This window comes from Rhodococcus sp. 15-725-2-2b (assembly GCF_002259075.1).
Lineage (GTDB): Bacteria > Actinomycetota > Actinomycetes > Mycobacteriales > Mycobacteriaceae > Rhodococcoides.
Map to the genome: position 1 here is coordinate 84,535 of NZ_NPFL01000006.1, position 15,685 is coordinate 100,219.

The 15,685-nt window shown below is 64.8% G+C and carries 15 protein-coding genes; 7 read left to right on the forward strand and 8 right to left on the reverse strand.

What is annotated here, in order from left to right:
• Window positions 1-88: 88 nt before the first annotated feature.
• Window positions 89-1,258 carry a thiolase family protein gene (locus tag CH306_RS06185; protein WP_094646031.1) on the reverse strand — a complete coding sequence of 390 codons (1,170 nt, stop codon included), beginning with the start codon at window positions 1,256-1,258 and terminating at the stop codon, window positions 89-91.
• A 93-nt stretch (window positions 1,259-1,351) separates the two neighbouring features.
• Here CH306_RS06185 and CH306_RS06190 point away from each other — a divergent pair, with 93 nt between their 5' ends.
• From CH306_RS06190 to CH306_RS06205, 4 genes are all read left to right on the forward strand, one after another.
• The gene (locus CH306_RS06190) at window positions 1,352-1,819 is read left to right on the forward strand and encodes a winged helix-turn-helix transcriptional regulator (protein WP_094646032.1); all 468 of its coding nucleotides are present in this window, start codon (window positions 1,352-1,354) and stop codon (window positions 1,817-1,819) included.
• 61 nt (window positions 1,820-1,880) lie between these two features.
• Window positions 1,881-2,417 (forward strand): hypothetical protein, encoded by a 537-nt coding sequence (locus CH306_RS06195; RefSeq protein ID WP_094646033.1) that lies wholly within the window; start codon window positions 1,881-1,883, stop codon window positions 2,415-2,417.
• A 33-nt stretch (window positions 2,418-2,450) separates the two neighbouring features.
• Window positions 2,451-2,567, forward strand: coding sequence for a CGNR zinc finger domain-containing protein (locus tag CH306_RS29825; protein ID WP_217901388.1), 117 nt, complete (start codon window positions 2,451-2,453; stop codon window positions 2,565-2,567).
• Window positions 2,564-2,959, forward strand: a complete 396-nt coding sequence (locus CH306_RS06205; protein ID WP_045200503.1) for a VOC family protein — start codon at window positions 2,564-2,566, stop codon at window positions 2,957-2,959. The genes CH306_RS29825 and CH306_RS06205 overlap by 4 nt, the downstream gene beginning before the upstream one ends.
• Before the next feature lie 169 nt (window positions 2,960-3,128).
• Here the strand turns inward: CH306_RS06205 and CH306_RS06210 are convergent, their stop codons facing one another.
• The 7 genes from CH306_RS06210 to dcd all read right to left on the reverse strand — a co-directional run bounded on the left by CH306_RS06210 (window position 3,129) and on the right by dcd (window position 10,788).
• Complete coding sequence (locus tag CH306_RS06210; RefSeq protein WP_032396614.1) at window positions 3,129-4,244, reverse strand: fused (3R)-hydroxyacyl-ACP dehydratase subunits HadA/HadB; 1,116 nt, start codon at window positions 4,242-4,244, stop codon at window positions 3,129-3,131.
• Window positions 4,245-4,294: 50 nt separating this feature from the next.
• A complete protein-coding gene (locus CH306_RS06215) occupies window positions 4,295-5,263 on the reverse strand; it encodes an Hsp70 family protein (RefSeq protein WP_032396615.1) in 969 nt (322 codons plus the stop codon).
• A gap of 141 nt (window positions 5,264-5,404) precedes the next feature.
• Window positions 5,405-5,692: an ANTAR domain-containing protein gene (locus tag CH306_RS06220; RefSeq protein ID WP_032396616.1), complete on the reverse strand. Its 288-nt coding sequence runs from the start codon at window positions 5,690-5,692 to the stop codon at window positions 5,405-5,407.
• Window positions 5,693-5,842: 150 nt separating this feature from the next.
• Complete coding sequence (locus CH306_RS06225) at window positions 5,843-6,925, reverse strand: hypothetical protein (protein WP_094646034.1); 1,083 nt, start codon at window positions 6,923-6,925, stop codon at window positions 5,843-5,845.
• An 82-nt stretch (window positions 6,926-7,007) separates the two neighbouring features.
• Window positions 7,008-8,450, reverse strand: coding sequence for a CYTH and CHAD domain-containing protein (locus CH306_RS06230; protein ID WP_045197225.1), 1,443 nt, complete (start codon window positions 8,448-8,450; stop codon window positions 7,008-7,010).
• A gap of 55 nt (window positions 8,451-8,505) precedes the next feature.
• Window positions 8,506-10,104: an Hsp70 family protein gene (locus CH306_RS06235; protein WP_179272788.1), complete on the reverse strand. Its 1,599-nt coding sequence runs from the start codon at window positions 10,102-10,104 to the stop codon at window positions 8,506-8,508.
• 105 nt (window positions 10,105-10,209) lie between these two features.
• Complete coding sequence (gene dcd / locus CH306_RS06240; RefSeq protein ID WP_032396620.1) at window positions 10,210-10,788, reverse strand: dCTP deaminase; 579 nt, start codon at window positions 10,786-10,788, stop codon at window positions 10,210-10,212.
• A 140-nt stretch (window positions 10,789-10,928) separates the two neighbouring features.
• On the opposite strand from dcd, the gene CH306_RS06245 reads away from it, so the two are divergent.
• From CH306_RS06245 to CH306_RS06255, 3 genes are all read left to right on the forward strand, one after another.
• On the forward strand, window positions 10,929-11,642 hold the full coding sequence (locus tag CH306_RS06245) for a hypothetical protein (RefSeq protein WP_052049869.1): 714 nt from the start codon (window positions 10,929-10,931) through the stop codon (window positions 11,640-11,642).
• Window positions 11,639-13,768 (forward strand): Rv1355c family protein, encoded by a 2,130-nt coding sequence (locus CH306_RS06250; RefSeq protein ID WP_094646036.1) that lies wholly within the window; start codon window positions 11,639-11,641, stop codon window positions 13,766-13,768. The genes CH306_RS06245 and CH306_RS06250 overlap by 4 nt, the downstream gene beginning before the upstream one ends.
• A gap of 117 nt (window positions 13,769-13,885) precedes the next feature.
• On the forward strand, window positions 13,886-15,667 hold the full coding sequence (locus tag CH306_RS06255; protein ID WP_094646037.1) for a putative bifunctional diguanylate cyclase/phosphodiesterase: 1,782 nt from the start codon (window positions 13,886-13,888) through the stop codon (window positions 15,665-15,667).
• The last annotated feature ends 18 nt before the right edge of the window (window positions 15,668-15,685 follow it).

Here is a 15,685-nt window from a genome sequence, read left to right on the forward strand (position 1 = left end):
AGCGGTGTGACAAGGCCTGCGGGTCGTTCCGCAGGCTCCACTCCCATGTGCCGCCTGGGGCACTCGACCGCACCACTGCCGCAGGCATTTACAGGCGTTCGACGATGGTGGCGTTCGACAGGCCGCCCGCCTCGCACATCACCTGCAGCCCGAAGCGTTGCTCACGTTCGGCGAGGGCGTGGACCATGGTCGTCATGATGCGCGCACCGCTGCCGCCGAGGGGGTGACCGATGGCGATGGCTCCGCCGTTGACGTTCACCTTGCTCGGATCGGCCCCGGTCTCCTTGGCCCATGCGAGCACCACGGAGGCGAATGCCTCGTTGACCTCGAATAGGTCGATGTCGCTCATCGTCAACCCCGCCTTGGCGAGCACCTTCTGCGTGGCCGGGATGACGGCGGTGAGCATCATCAGCGGATCGTCACCGACCACGGCGAAGCTGTGCAGCCTGGCCATCGGCGTGAGGCCGAGCTCCTTCGCCTTCTCGCTGGTGGTGATCATGACCGCGGCGCTACCGTCGTTGATCTGGCTTGCGTTGCCCGCGGTGATGTTCCATTGGATTTCGGGGAACCGCTGCGCCATGGCGTCGCTGTAGTACGCCGGACGCAGCCCTGCCAGGGCCTCCAGCGTCGACCCGGTGCGGATCCCCTCGTCACGGTCGAGCCCGCGGATGGCGCTGATCTCCCTCTTGAAGCGTCCCTCTTCGGTTGCCGCCGCGGCCTTCGCGTGACTGGACAATGCGAATTCGTCCATTTCGGTCCGGCTGATACCCCACCTGGCCGCGATCAGTTCGGCACTGATGCCCTGCGGCACCAGACCGTCCGGATACCTCTCGGCGAAACCGACACCTGCCGGGTCCTCGGTACCGATCATGTTCGAGCCCATCGGGATTCGACTCATGGACTCCGACCCGGCCGCAATCGCCAGATCGTAGGCACCGGAGATGACGCCCTGAGCGGCGAAGTGAATCGCCTGCTGGCTGCTTCCGCACTGACGGTCCACCGTGGTCGCAGGCACGGATTCGGGATAGCCCGCCGCCAATGCAGCACGTCGAGTCATGTTCGACGCCTGATCCCCCACTGCGGTGACGACACCACCGATGACGTCGTCGATCTGGTTCGGGTCGATTCCACTGCGCTGCACAACTTCCCGAAGACTGTGGGCCATCAGGTCCACTGGATGTTCGGGATGCAGAGTGCCGTTTGCCTTGCCCCGTCCGACCGGGGTTCTGACTGCCTCGACGATGACTGCGTCTCTCATGACGGCTCCTTGTCCGATCGACCCGTTCCTATCGGATCGCTGACACCACGGTACGAGCTGGCTATAGTTTTGTAAAGTCAGTAGTATCGTGACATGCCCCTCCACATGGACGGCCCACTGTCCGACCTCGACTCCTGGACGGCCGGCGACCGCTGCTCCATTGCGCGCGCCTTGTCCGTGGTCGGAACCCGATCCGCCATGCTGATCCTGCGCGAGGCCTTCTACGGCACGACGCGATTCGACGACTTCAGCCGACGCGTCGGCATCACCGACGCCAGCAGCGCCGCCCGACTCAAAGAATTCGTCGACGCGGGCATCTTCGTCAAACAGCCCTACCGCCCCGACAAAGGACGAACACGCTACGAGTACATCCTGACGAAAATGGGGGAAGACCTGCTGCCCGTCGTACTCGGGCTGATGCAATGGGGCGACGAGTACCTACAGGATGATGACGGGCCCCTCGATGTGGTTGATGGACAAGGAAACCCAGTGCACGTCCGGATCACCGACAACAACGGTGCGGAAGTGCCGGTGGACGAACTGAGAGTGCGCATCGCCTAGCCTCCGGTGTTCGACTCGAAGAGACGCACACACAGCGGGCACGACGCGTAACCTGCTGCACGTGGGCAACGATCTACAGCGCGGCACCGGAGGCCGACCCGACAGGGCCTGGACCGCACTGGTTTTCGGTCTCACCCTGGCCGCCGCCCTGTCATCGCTGTGGCACTTCGCCGCGCCCCTCGCGCCCTTCGACCCGGCGGCTGTATCCGGCGAGACCGGAAGCGTATCGATCATTGGTTACGCGCAACTGTTCACCGAACAGGGGCCACCATGGTTTCCGTCGTCGCTCGTCATCGGCGCACTGACACTGTGCGTGGTCGCTGCGGCAGCACGGATTCGAGGATCTCGGCAGTCGCTGTTCTGGTGGCCCTTGCCGACGTCGGTGTTTCTCGGAGCTTCCTTGTGGGCCTCCGCCGCCGTCGGACCGCCGCAGGTCTCGGCCATTGCCTTGGTTCACCCCGACTCGATGGCCGCGCAGATGTCGGAGTCGCCGCTGTTCCGAGAATCGAGTCTCGTGTTCCTGATCGAATGCTTGGCAGTGTCGATCGTGATCGGCGCAGTTTTCGCGGGTGTTCAACACAGGGCCGACCGACGCTGAGGCCGAGTACGTTCAGGCCGTGACCGCCTGGCGTTGTGCGATGCCCCGCGATGCGGTCAACTGTTTCTGCAGGATCGATGGTGCTGCAGCGCATGCGGCAATCGGGCGCGCGCTGCACGACACCACGCCGTCAAGAAGGGCAGATCATGAACATTTCGGTACATCAAGTGGTCCTCGACTGCACCGACGCCCGTGAGTCCGCCGAGTTCTACCGGCAACTGCTGGGTTTCGAGTACATCCCCGGTGACGCCGAGACGATCGATCCGGATTGGCTCGCGATCACCGCGCCGGACGGTTCGTGGCGAATCGCGTTTCAACAGATCGACTCACTACCTGCCGCAACATGGCCGGACGGCGAGCACCCTCAGATGTTGCACCTGGACTTTCGCGTCGACACCGTCGAGCAACTCGACGAAGAGCACACGCGCGCACTCGAATTGGGTGCGCAACTATTGCGGGACCTGCGGGACGACCCGGAAGAGCCGATCCGAATCTATGCCGACCCGGCCGGCCATCCGTTCTGCATCTTCGTCGGGACGTGAAACGGCGCGCCCCGCACATCAGCTCCCCACATTCGGATACCCGACGCCGATCGGAGTCACATATCCACAACCGAGGAGCCGATCCGCGGACTACGGACGCCAACCGAGCATCCGAGTGGTGTGGTCGAGTGCCGCCCGGGGCACACAACCACACCACTGCCGCAGGCACTCAGCCCAATTGCACTGTGACCGTGGCGCGGTGACCGAAGATTCGCTTGCCCTCGAACGTGGCACCCAGTGAGATGACCGCAGTACGCGTCGCCTCGTCCTTGGACTTGATCTTGCCGGTGAAGACGATCTCGGCGGCCTTGTGGGTGTCCACCGGGATGGGGGTGGTGAAGCGGACGGTGTAGTCCTTCACAGCGCCCGGGTCGCCGAGCCACTCGGTGATGTACCCGCCGCCTACGCCCATCGTAAGCATCCCGTGGGCCAGCACGTTCTCGAGATCGATCAGCTTGGCGAACTGCTCGCTCCAGTGAATCGGGTTCGCGTCGCCGGCAACACCTGCGTAGTTGACCAGGTCACCGCGGGTCAGGCGCACCGTGCGGGGCGGCAGTTCGTCTCCGACGTTCACCTCGTCGAACTTCTGTGTGGGCCGACCCCGGTACTCCTCGACGACCAGAGGTTCGTGTTCCTGCGGAGTGGACAGTGTGCCGCTCTCGCCGGAATCGGCACCGCTGACGTCCGTCGTCGCGCCGAACATCACCAAGTTCTTCGCAGACTCGGCGATGGCCGGATCGATCTCGCCGGACCGACCGACGAGCAGCGTGGTGTACGTGGTCTGCACCAGTTCGTTCTTCTGGTTGGACACGACGTTCTTGGTGACCATCATGTCGCGTCCCATGACCGTCTTGAACGAGTCGAGCGAGACATCGCACGTCAGTTGATCGCCGGCGAGGATCGGCTTCTGGAACACCAGCACCTGATCGGTCTGGAGGATCTGGCTCAGGTCGTAGCCCTCGGCGATGGACTGGAGAAGCTTCTTCTGCGCAAGGGTGCCGACCAGCGACATGAACGTCAGAGGCGCGACGAGGGCACTGTGACCCAGCGCGGCCGCGGCATCTCCGTCCCAGTGGGCGGGGTGGAAATCCTGGACGGCGCGGGCGTACTCACGGACCTTCTCGCGGCCCACCTCGTAGTAGTCCTCGGTGCGGTAGTGATAACCGACCATGCTCCGAGCATGTTCCGCCGGATCGAATGCTTCACCGTCGGTTGCTGCCGTACCGGACTCCGCTACCTGCTCTGCCACTGTTGTCCCACCGTCTCGTACCCCACTGTTCACCATTACCCGAGCAACCTACCGAACAACGGCGTTCGTTGGCCAGGCCGGCGGGTTCAAGCCGAGCGGTGTCGCGGTGAGTCGTGGTAGCCCACCATGCCTACCATCGAGGCATGTTGCGACGGCGCGACGTTGGCGATCGTGGCACCCCGCGGGCGGTGTCGACGCGACGCGACCGCGTCGACGGCCATCAGAGCCGCACCGTGCGCGGTGAGAGACTCCGGATTGGCGGGTGCGACGACCGGCAGCATCAGATCACGACGGAACAGGCGCCGCAGCGTCGGAATGTTGGCGCAGCCACCGACCATCACCAGGGCGTGAACGGCACAGGGCGCGTCGACGATCACACTGGCCACCCAGTCCTCCAACGACCGAATGCTGCGTTCGAGAACATCATCGAAAGTGTTGCGCCACAACCTGACCGGACCACCGACGAAGGGTCCGGCAACTTCGGCCACCCGCAGTCGAGAAAGCTGCTCACGCGCCGTTCGGACCGATACCGTCAATTCTGCCCGTGCCCGATCGGACGCCAACTCGTCCGCTCCGTACGTCGAGAGCAGGTAGCGGGAGAGTTGCTCGTCGCAGCTGTTGCCTCCGAACAACGTGGTGCGCACCGAACTGAAGACCGTACCGGTGGCCGGGTCTGCCACGGACACCGTGGTGCCCGAAGCCCCGATGTCGCAGACCGCGACCGTACGAGCGCCCTCGAGCTGGCCCGTTCCCTGCAGATACCGCAGCTGAGCTCCGAGTTCGGAGGCGACCAGCAGTCGATCGGCCTCGTACGTGGAGTAGGCGGACGTACGCGCGCGAGCACCGGGATCGTCGGGTACCGCCAACACGATGTCCGTTCGGTCGACCATCTGATCGCGCGACATGGAGTCCAGCAAGTCGATGGCGACCTGAAGGTGATCGTCAGGATCGAACGAGTGAACGATGTGGGCCGACCGCACCGACTCGTCGATCGCATCGACTGCGACCCCTCGGGCAGTGGCAGAACCCACCGAAACACCAAGGACTGTTCTCATGATTCCTCGACTCGACTGGCTACTCCGACCTGCCGATAGTAGACCGCCGAACCGTCGTCTGGACAGCAATCTCGGTATCTGAATGAACTTTCGGTTTGTTTTGGGACATATAACAAGCAGCGAAACTTGAGCCGGCCGATCTCAGGCGACGTGATCGAAAGGATCTCGACGGTACGCCAGCAGCGGACCCCACTCCTCCTGCGCCGAGGTCATCGCCGCACAGGCGACGCCGTTGGCCGAGTCCATTCCGCGCGCGGCCGCGACGATGGACCGAGCCGACTGCACGAGGGAGACATCGAATCGGAAGCTGTGCGCCGCCAATTCGGCGAACGCGTCCTCCGGACTACAGCCGCGCAGCGCGATGAGAACACCCACCGCCCTGTCGATAGTGGTGCGAGTCAACGGTTCTGCTGCGGGATTCTCGGTCATCGAATACTCACCGTCTGCTGGTCGATGACTCGATGGTAGCCACGCATGAGCAGAAGTTCAGGTGTCGGAGTCGAATTCACATACCCGTCACGAGAAGGACTTGTCCAAGTATCAAAAATGCACGCTCACAAGGGAATCAACGAATCGATCTCACTCGACCGGACTCGCCGCCGGTTCTTCGTCGACGGTCGTGGGTTCGGTGGTGACCGGAACCTCCGTGGTGGTCTCGATCGGGCTCGTGGTCGTCGGAGGATCGGGGTCGGGTTCCGGCTCGACGGTCGTCGTTTCTTCTCCACCCGAATCACCACCGCCACCCGAGTTGCCGCCGCCCGACGCCCCGCCGTCCGCATCGCCCTCCGTGTCGCCACGACCTTCGCTGCTGCCGCCGCCGGAGACCACGCCGGGTCTGCCGCCACCCGATCCGGCCCGGGAGTCCCCACCCCCCGACGAGCTCATCGACGTGGGGACCGGACTCGCGGGGAGCGCTTCACTCCAGGTACCGACCGGCACCGGCCCGTACACAGGTGCCTCGAACACCCCGGCCTCGATGGACGGAACAATCGACGGCGCAGGCGGGGGGACCGCCGAACCCGCGACCACCGCCACCGACGACGACGCGACCCCGCTGCCCCCGGCCGACGGCATCTCGGTGCGATCCGCGCTGTCGACCACGGAATTCTGGGTCGGACCGGCCGCCGACAGCGCCCACACCGTGGCTCCGCTCAGCGCGGCGAGAACCGCGACGCCCAAACCGATCATCGTCAGTCGCGCACCGCGTGGAGTACCGGCCGCATCGCTGCCGGAACCGTTCCAGACCTCGTCGACCGACTCCGCAGGGACGTCGACCGGCCCGCCTGCCCATGCAGTGAGGGCGTCGACGGTGCCGATCAGTGCTGCTGCAACTCCCAGCGGAACCTCGGCGTTCAACCGCGGATCTCCGGCGTCGACCACCACGACATCGCGAACCTCATGGGCGGCGAGCGCTGCACGGACGATCCCGCAGAGCGCGATGCTGTCGCACACCACTCCGGAACCGCTGATCCGCAGATCGTTCTGGGCCGCTTGCACCCTCATGATTCCGAGCATCGTGGTGACGGCGTCACCCACGCCGCCGGGAACCGCCGCAACGGACACGGTGCGCGTGGAGATGGCTCCCAACTCGGGTAGATCGGCCTCGACCAGCACGGCCGACACTTCCTCGGCACCGACGTGTATCCCGAGCGCAATGGCCATGGTCGTCGACTCCCCCCGACTTCGATTCGGGCTCAGAGTACCCTTCGAGCCCGAACTCGGGGAAACAAATTGTTTTGCTCGATCAGAACTCCAACCTGCTCGCCTCGTCGCGGGCCGTCTCGGCGGCCCGGCGCTCCCGCTCGAAGAGCAGGCCGAAGGTGAATCCGTTCTCCCCCGCCGTCGTGCCTGCTCGCGCGCCGAGGGTACGCAGAATGTCCGCCGCGATCACCGCGTCCTGATGCTCTCCCAGCACCTCCTGAATCGTCTTGAAGTGCTTGATGTTCGCTTTCGAGACCTTCTTGTCCACCACCGGTGCAACCAACTCGGCCGCATACCGTGCTCGTTTCGATGCCTTTCGTGCCCGATGCAGCGCCTCGTCGTCGGTACCGCGCACGGCACTCTTCGTCCGATCGATCGCTTTCTTTCCTGCCTTGCGTGCCAGCTTGACCAACACGCGGTCGGTGACCTCGCCGTCGATCGGTAGCCCGCGCGACCACTCCGCCAGCGTCGTGAGCAGCGCGCGGTAGCGCTCTCCGTCGAGTTCGGTCATCGCCGCCTCGCGGTACCGAATCTGCTCGGCGAGCAGGTCGTTCTCGATGCGCGACGCGACCGGCCCGAGCACCAGTTCGGGCGGTAGTTCGCGCAACGCGGCGGCGAACCGGGCACGTTGCACCTGACGATCGCGCACTTCACCGAGAATGCTTGCATACCAGGACAGTTCGGCCTCGAGCTGGGCGGCGGGCTCGTCCTCGAACAGGCTACCGAACACACGAAGGGTACTGCGGTATCGCCGAATCGCCACCCGCGTGGAATGAATCGGATCCAGCCCTCGACGCAGATACACATCGCCTGCGACGATCGCCTGCGCCTGCGCGTCGAGATAGTCCGCCAACAGCACCACCCCGGGTTCGGCGGGTACCTGACGCACCACCGACAGCGCCCGATCCAGCTTCGACGGATGCGCCGACGGCCGGGCACCGGCAGCCCGCAGCACCTTGCCCGCCTTCTTCAGAAACGACTCCGACCCTGCGGGTCCGAGTTCCACCTCGACCTCCCGCCACCGCGGACCGGTCGCGCCGCCGATCAGGACGACGGAGACCTCGTCGTCGGCCACTTCCGCGACCACAGCCCCGTCGGCGTCGGACACGGTGTGAATCGTGCGATGCGTCGTCAGAGTCGCGACCGCAGACAACTCCGCGCCCATCACCGCACCGCGCAGCACGTCGTTCAGCTCGTCCGGCACCGCACCGTGCGCTCCGTTGCCGAGAGGGAGCCGAATCTCGGTCCGCGCCTTCTCCGCCGGGACCTTCGCATGCCAGCCGTTGTCGGAATCACCGGTACGACGCCGAACCGTGATTCCGCGTCGCAACAGGTCGTGGCCGGTCGTGTCGAAGTACTCACTGCTCAGGTCGGTCTCGCTCGACGCCAGAGCGCCGCCGGAGGGCACCAGTGAAGCGAGAGTGGGCAATCGGAAATCTGCGTCGACGTCGAACTTGTCTTCGCGCTCGGTCTGAATCGACTCCATACCTGTCATCCTGCCTCGAGTACCGGGGCCGATGGAGTCCGAAACTGCAGACCGGTCAGCGTCGCGGAAAGTCGAAGTCCGGCAGCGGAAAATCGAACGTCCGAGTGGACCGTGTGGTGGTCGGCGGACGCGTCGTCGTCGTGGCCCGGGTCGTCGTGGCGGGGCTCGTCGTGGTCGGACGAGTCGTGGTGGCAGGCGGGACAGCCGTCGGTACAATGGTCGACCGATCGGGGGTGAGCGTGTCGGGTGCCGTCGTCTGCTGAATGTCGGACGGGGCAGTGGTCGTGGCCACGGTGCGCCGCGCTGCGGTGGTGCTCGCCGCGTCGGAAGTGGTCGGCGCTGGGGCCGAGGGCGACGTTGCCGACGGGTCGACCGGAGGCGAGGTCTGCGCCGTCGTGATCGCGGGCGGCAACGACGACCCGGTGGGGTCGGCGGGTGATCCGTCTGCGGCAGGCACCACGAACTGCGACCGAGCGGTCGGTGAGGCGTCCTGCGAACTGTTCACCGACGGAGACGGCTCGTCGCCGCTGGTGCGTGCGGCCGCAGTGACCACGGTGCCGGCTGCACACACCGCCACGATCGCCGCGAGTGCGCCCCCGAGATGCCGAGACTTGTTGACCCTGGTCATCCGCTTGGAGGAGGTGTCGCTGTGCCGTGGGCGCTTGGAGACCACCGGGGCGACCGCACCCACCTCCACGTCTGCGGAGTCCCGATCCACGGCAGCGAACCGATCGGTAAGCACCTCGGGCGGTGCCGGGGTGGGCCGCCGACCCACCGTCCGAGCGATCCCGGCAGCGCCGTGCGCCGCCAGCAGTTCCGGCTGCTCGGGCACGTAGACCGGCATCGACACCGCGTCGAACAGGACCTGCCGAATTATCTGCATGTTGGCACCACCACCGACAGCGACGATGGCGTCGACGTGGATGCCCTGTGCACCGACCTCGTCGAGCACGTCCACGGCCATCGAGACGGCTCGGCGCACCGCGTCGCCGATGAGCTCGTCGAGATTGCCACGCCACAGCGATGCACGTCCGCCGACGAACGGTCCGATGATCGACACGCTGCGAAGCAGTGCCAGTTCGTGTTTCCCGGCGCGGACGTCGTGAACGAGCCGCCGCCGAGCCTCGACCGTCAGCGCCTCGGCCGCACCGAACGTCGCGATGAGGTGATCGCACAGCACCCGATCGCAGTCGTCACCACCGAGGGCGTCCGTACGACGCGACGCGAGGACATCACCGCTGTCGACATCCACCACGGATACCGAGGTACCGGATGCACCGACGTCGAACAGAGCGACGCAGCGCTCACCGGCGAGCACCCGCGTCTCCCGCAGCGCACCCAACTGGGCACCGAGTTCGGAGACGAGCACAACGCCATCGGAGAAGTCCTGGTCGTAGGCCGTCTTGGGGTCGCTTTCGCGCAGTGCGAGCACCGGATGGAAATCCGCGGACGCATACTCGCTCGCCAGATTGTGAACCGACGTGATGACGGCATCCCACGGATCGGGAGCGAGGCCGTTGGGTGCCGGCCGGGATGCGACGGGCTCGTGTACTTCCAGGACAGCACCGGAGCGAGCGTTGTCGCTGATCACGCTGCGCAGACCACTCGACCCCAACGAAGCGCCGAGTACGGACACATCGGGAACCGCGGACACTAGAAACCTCGCTCTGGTAGGCCCCAACCCACGTCGAGTTACCAGAGTACCGCTACAACCGGACATTCACCACGTTTCGCGGTGAGAAACAGACCTCGGGATCGTTTACTCGACGCTGGAGCGAACGAAGTTCAGGTAGGCCTTCGACGGTGTCGGCCCACGCTGGCCCTGATACTTCGACCCCACCGCGGCGCTGCCGTACGGATTCTCGGACGGCGAAGACAGCCGGAAGAGACACAGCTGCCCGATCTTCATGCCCGGCCACAACGTGATCGGCAGGTTTGCGACGTTGGACAACTCCAGCGTGATGTGGCCACTGAAGCCCGGATCGATGAAGCCTGCGGTCGAGTGCGTGAGCAGACCCAGCCGCCCGAGCGAACTCTTCCCCTCGAGCCGACCGGCCAAGTAGTCCGGCAGCGTCGTCAATTCCAGCGTGGAGCCGAGAACGAACTCCCCCGGATGAAGAACGAACGGCTCACCTGCGGCAGGTTCGACCAGCGTCGTCAATTCGTCCTGCTGTAGCGACGGGTCGATGTGGGTATAGCGGGTGTTGTTGAACACCCGGAAAAGCTTGTCGAGCCGCACATCGACACTCGACGGCTGAACCATCGACGGGTCGAACGGTTCGATCGCGAGGTTTCCCAAGGTCACTTCGGCACGGATGTCACGGTCGGAGAGCAGCACCTCTGCAGGCTACTGGTCCCGGGCGGTCCCTCGCGACACACCCGAACCCCGATCACGTTACGTAGCTCCACAAAGGAAAAGCCGGACAATCGAGCGGCACGACCATTCACATTCGGGCAACTCCTATCAGGAAGAGTGAAATGACAATTCCGTTCGACGTCCCCTCGTACTGGGACGACAGATCACAATGCCTCGTTCTGGCCACCACTCCCGCCGAGAATCCGACCTTGTGGGAACAATTCCTGGACGGCGCAGAGGAAAGCTATATGCGACACGGTGTGACCACCGCACTCGAAATGTCGACCATTCGCGACGGCAGCACCACCTCACTGTTCTTCGCCGCACTCGACCGAACCGGGCAAATAGTCGGTGGAGTACGAGTGCAAGGACCGTATTCCTCGGTCGATCAATCTCACGCACTGATCGAATTCGCCGAGTACCCCGACGGGCTCCGGCGCGTGCACACCATGCTCGACGAACGCATCGGCCACGGAGTCGTCGAACTCAAATCTGCGTGGGTCGCTCAGGGCGCACCCCACGGCCGGGCCGTCACCGCGATGATCGCGGAATCACCCGCCTACAGCACCGCGCTTCTCGGCGCGCGCTACGCGTTGGCCACCGCGGCATCCCACGTGCGCGCCGCATGGCTCGACACCGGAGCGGTCATCGCCACCCAGATCGCACCGATCCCCTACCCCGACGAGCGCTATCGAACCGAGGTGTTCTGGTGGGACAGAACCACACTCGCATTCAACGCCGATCTGGCCACCTGGCGCCGGATGCGGCAGAACACCGTCACCCTGCTCGCGCACCGCCGCGCAGCCGCCGAACTCCCGGAAGCAGTCGCATCATGAACGATCAACACCTACCCGGCCACCACTGGAAGCCTGTGATATTCGACGAGACGGACGCCACACAGCGCGCCGCTCTCGACGAACTCAGACGCGATCCGACCCTCACATTTCTGGACGAGAGGAAGACGCAGAGAAAAGGCCTCCTCTCACTTCTTCCCAGCCCTGAGCAGAGCCTTCTCGACGAAAACGACAGGTGGGTCTTCTTTCCATGGCGGAAAACCGTCGTCGCGGTACTCGGACCGAACTCGTTCCGACACCTGAGGCTCGACAGAAACCGAAACAAGATAACTCTCGCGGAACAGAATTCTTTAGGAGATCTCACGATAGGAATCATCGGGCTCAGCGTCGGACATGCCATTGCCCACACCCTCGCACTCGAAGGAATCTGCGGGACGCTTCGCCTCGCCGATTTCGACGAGATCGAACTTTCCAACCTCAATAGAATTCCCGCGTCCATCCTCGATCTCGGCGTCAACAAAGCGGTCGTCGCTGCCCGACGCATTGCCGAAATCGACCCGTACCTACGCGTCGAAATCGCCGAGGACGGAATCACCGAGAACACCATCGACGAGTTCTTCGACGGACTGGACCTCCTCGTCGAGGAATGCGACTCCCTCGATGTCAAAGTCCGGGCCCGCGAGGCGGCCCGGTCGCGACGCATCCCGGTACTGATGGAGACCTCCGACCGAGGGCTTCTCGACGTCGAACGCTTCGACCTCGAGCCCGAACGCCCGGTGTTCCACGGCGTGCTCGGCGAGATCGACTCTGCGAGTCTGCGAGGGCTCGGCACGCGCGACAAGATCCCGATCGTTCTCGATCAGCTCGACGCCTCGCTGCTCTCGGCGCGCATGGCCGCTTCGATGGTGGAAGTGAGCGAAACCATCGAGACCTGGCCGCAACTGGGGGGCGACGTTCAACTCGGCGGTGCCACCATCGCCGCAGCCGTTCGACGCCTCGGCACCGGAGCGCACCTGCCGTCCGGACGAATCCGCATCGACCTCGACACCCATCTCGATGCGCTCGTGCCCCCGAACCCGACGCGTCGGGTGCAGGAGACCTCGGTCGATACCGCCGTCGACGCCCGACGGGCCTGCGTCGATCCCGACGCGCTCGTTCTCGAGGCTGCCCGTCGAGCGCCGTCCGGTGGAAACAGTCAGCCGTGGACCTTCACCCGCGACGGACGCACCGTGCGGATCGAAGTCGATCGTTCACGAACCTCGACGCTCGACATCGCCTTCCGCGGCAGTTGCGTCGCCGTCGGTGCAGCCGCCTTCAACGCCCGAGTGGTGGCCACCGCGCAGGGCAGGCTCGACCGCACCGACTACGGCGAGAACGGAGTCGAGATCACGCTGGGCGCGGGCGACCCACAACCCATCACCGATCGACGCCTGCTCGACGGCGTTCTCGAGCGGTGCACCAACCGGGAGTTGGGTACCGGCGCGCCGTTGGACGCGGACATCGCCGCCGACATCGCCGCTGCAGCGGCCGCAGAAGGTGGACGGGCAGTGCTGCTGACGACACCCGAATCCATTGCCGCGGCCGCGGATGTCCTCGCCGCCGCGGATCGCATTCGGTACCTCACACCGCACCTGCATCGAGACATGTTCTCCGAGTTGCGTTGGCCGGGTGATCTCGATCCCGATCGGGGCATCGAGGTATCGACTCTGGGGATCGACGACGCAGACCTGTCCAAGCTGGAGATCGTCAAGCGGCCGGACGTCATGGAGCTCGTGCAAGTCTGGGACGCCGGCGCGGCACTGGGGACCGATATGCGGGATCGAGTGCTGTCGAGTTCGGCACTTGCCGTGGTGGTCGTACCCGGATCGACCGCGGAACATTACATCAGAGGAGGATGTGCAACAGAGAACGTATGGGTAACTGCGCATTTGCGTGGATTGGCGGTGCAACCGGTTTCCCCTGCGTTCCTCTACGCCCGAAGCGCGGAGGAGTATCGGCAACTGTCGACGCACCACGCAGAAGCATTGCAGCAGTTGAGTTTTCGGTTCCGCGCACTGCTTGAAATGGAAAGCACCGAATCCGTTGCACTGGTGTTGCGGCTCAGTTGCGCCCCGAAAACAGCCATACATAGTCGCAGACTTCCTGTTTCAGCGTCTGTATCGGGGTAGAGTTCCGGCGAAGACCAGGGGGAACAGTCCTGCACTGAGTCTACGAGAGGCGGGAGTAGGGCCCTGGAGCACAAACGGACGCTCGAGGTCCTCGTCACCGGCGTCGCGACCGAACTCATGGGAGTCGATGCGGCGACGGTGCGCGAGGCCTACGAATCCGTGCTGCGGCAACTCGTGGACTACCTCGGCATCGACTTCAGCTTCCTCCGACACAACGACTTCGAGGCCAGGGCCACCAGACTCACCGCGGAATGGCCACCGCGACTGAGCGTGCCCGATCCGGATCCACTGGCTGTGGTCTACTTCGACGACGCAGACTCGGTATTCCGCCTGGCCGAGACACTGACCGAACCGGCAGTGTTTCGGCCGGATCCGGAACAGGAGGACTACCGTCGACGCGTCGAGCAGGGGTCGGGATTCTCCGCGACCTCGATGGCCGTCGTGCCACTGCTGCACTCCGAACGCACCACCGGCATCCTCGGCTTCATCAAGATCGGTGACCGAAGCTGGTCCGAGGCAGAACTCAACGCGCTCAAAGCAATTGCGGCACTGCTCTCTCAACTGCAGGCACGGGTGATCGCCGAGGAGCAACTCCGATTCTCGGCACAGCACGACCCGCTGACCAAACTGCCGAACCGCACGGCTCTCGCACAACACCTCCGCGAACGACTCGACCCGTCCATGCCCGGCCCCGTCGCCGTGATGCACATCGATCTCGATCGACTCAAAGCACTGAACGATTTTCTGGGCCACCTGGCCGGAGACCACTACCTCGAGACCATCGCCGATCGACTGCAGAGCTTCGTCGGCAGGTCGGCCGGTCTCGTCGCACGCCTGGGCGGCGACGAGTTCCTGGTGGTACTGGCCGGGCCGTGCTCGGCCCGCGTCGCAACACACCACGCCGAGATGATCGCCGAAGCCGTGAACGCCCCCGTCACCCTCGGAGTCGAACGCATCAGCAGAAGCGCGAGCATCGGAATCGCCTTCGGCCAGCCCGGCAAGCACACCGCCGAGTCGCTTCTGCGGCAGGCAGATCAGGCCGCCCTGGTGGCCAAACGCGCAGGCGGCCACGACATCGCCCTGTTCACCGAAGAGATGCACGCCGACGCCGAACTCCGCAACGACGTCGAGATCCACCTGCGCGAAGCCATCGCGGGCGACTCGCTCACCCTGCACTTCCAACCCGAGGTGGACCTGGTGACCGGACGCATCACCGCGGTCGAAGCCTTGGTCCGATGGCAACACCCCACCCGCGGACTGCTCCCCCCGTCCGCATTCATTCCGGTTGCCGAGGAGACCAACCTCGCCGGTGAACTCGGTCGCTGGGTCCTCGACCACGCCTGCCGCACCCTCGCCGACTGGCAACGCGAGATCCCCCACCTCGACATCGCGATGCGCGTCAACATCTCCCCCGTCCAACTCGTCACCAACGGATTCGTCAGTGCCGTCGCCAGAGCACTCACGGAATTCTCGATAGCCGGGCCCGACCTGTGCCTCGAGATCACCGAAGTGGCAGTGGTACAGGACCTTTCCCGCACCCGCGTGACACTGAGCGAACTCCACGAACTCGGCGTGCAAGTGGCGATAGACGACTTCGGCACCGGATACAGCTCCCTGTCACACCTCAAGGAACTCCCCGTCGACGCACTCAAGATCGACCGTGCCTTCGTCACCGACCTCGGCAACGAGAACACCGGCGACCTCGCGATCGTTCAGTCCATCATCGGACTCGCCCGCGCCTTCGGGCTGACCATCATCGCCGAAGGCGTCGAAACACAGAGCGCCAGAAGAACCCTGATCGAACTGGGATGCACCCGCGCGCAGGGATACCTGTTCTCCAAACCGGTGCCGGCCGACGACGCACTCGAACTCCTCCACGGCGTGCGCATCGACATCTGACCATCCTGATAACCTGAC

Excerpts from the sequence above, each read along its gene's own strand:
- CH306_RS06185 (WP_094646031.1), bottom strand. The coding sequence starts at position 1,258 with ATGAGAGACGCAGTCATCGTCGAGGCAGTCAGAACCCCGGTCGGACGG.
- CH306_RS06190 (WP_094646032.1), top strand. The coding sequence starts at position 1,352 with ATGCCCCTCCACATGGACGGCCCACTGTCCGACCTCGACTCCTGGACG.
- CH306_RS06205 (WP_045200503.1), top strand. The coding sequence starts at position 2,564 with ATGAACATTTCGGTACATCAAGTGGTCCTCGACTGCACCGACGCCCGT.
- CH306_RS06210 (WP_032396614.1), bottom strand. The coding sequence starts at position 4,244 with ATGGTGAACAGTGGGGTACGAGACGGTGGGACAACAGTGGCAGAGCAG.
- CH306_RS06215 (WP_032396615.1), bottom strand. The coding sequence starts at position 5,263 with ATGAGAACAGTCCTTGGTGTTTCGGTGGGTTCTGCCACTGCCCGAGGG.
- CH306_RS06220 (WP_032396616.1), bottom strand. The coding sequence starts at position 5,692 with ATGACCGAGAATCCCGCAGCAGAACCGTTGACTCGCACCACTATCGAC.
- CH306_RS06225 (WP_094646034.1), bottom strand. The coding sequence starts at position 6,925 with ATGGCCATTGCGCTCGGGATACACGTCGGTGCCGAGGAAGTGTCGGCC.
- CH306_RS06230 (WP_045197225.1), bottom strand. The coding sequence starts at position 8,450 with ATGGAGTCGATTCAGACCGAGCGCGAAGACAAGTTCGACGTCGACGCA.
- CH306_RS06245 (WP_052049869.1), top strand. The coding sequence starts at position 10,929 with ATGACAATTCCGTTCGACGTCCCCTCGTACTGGGACGACAGATCACAA.
- CH306_RS06250 (WP_094646036.1), top strand. The coding sequence starts at position 11,639 with ATGAACGATCAACACCTACCCGGCCACCACTGGAAGCCTGTGATATTC.
- CH306_RS06255 (WP_094646037.1), top strand. The coding sequence starts at position 13,886 with ATGGGAGTCGATGCGGCGACGGTGCGCGAGGCCTACGAATCCGTGCTG.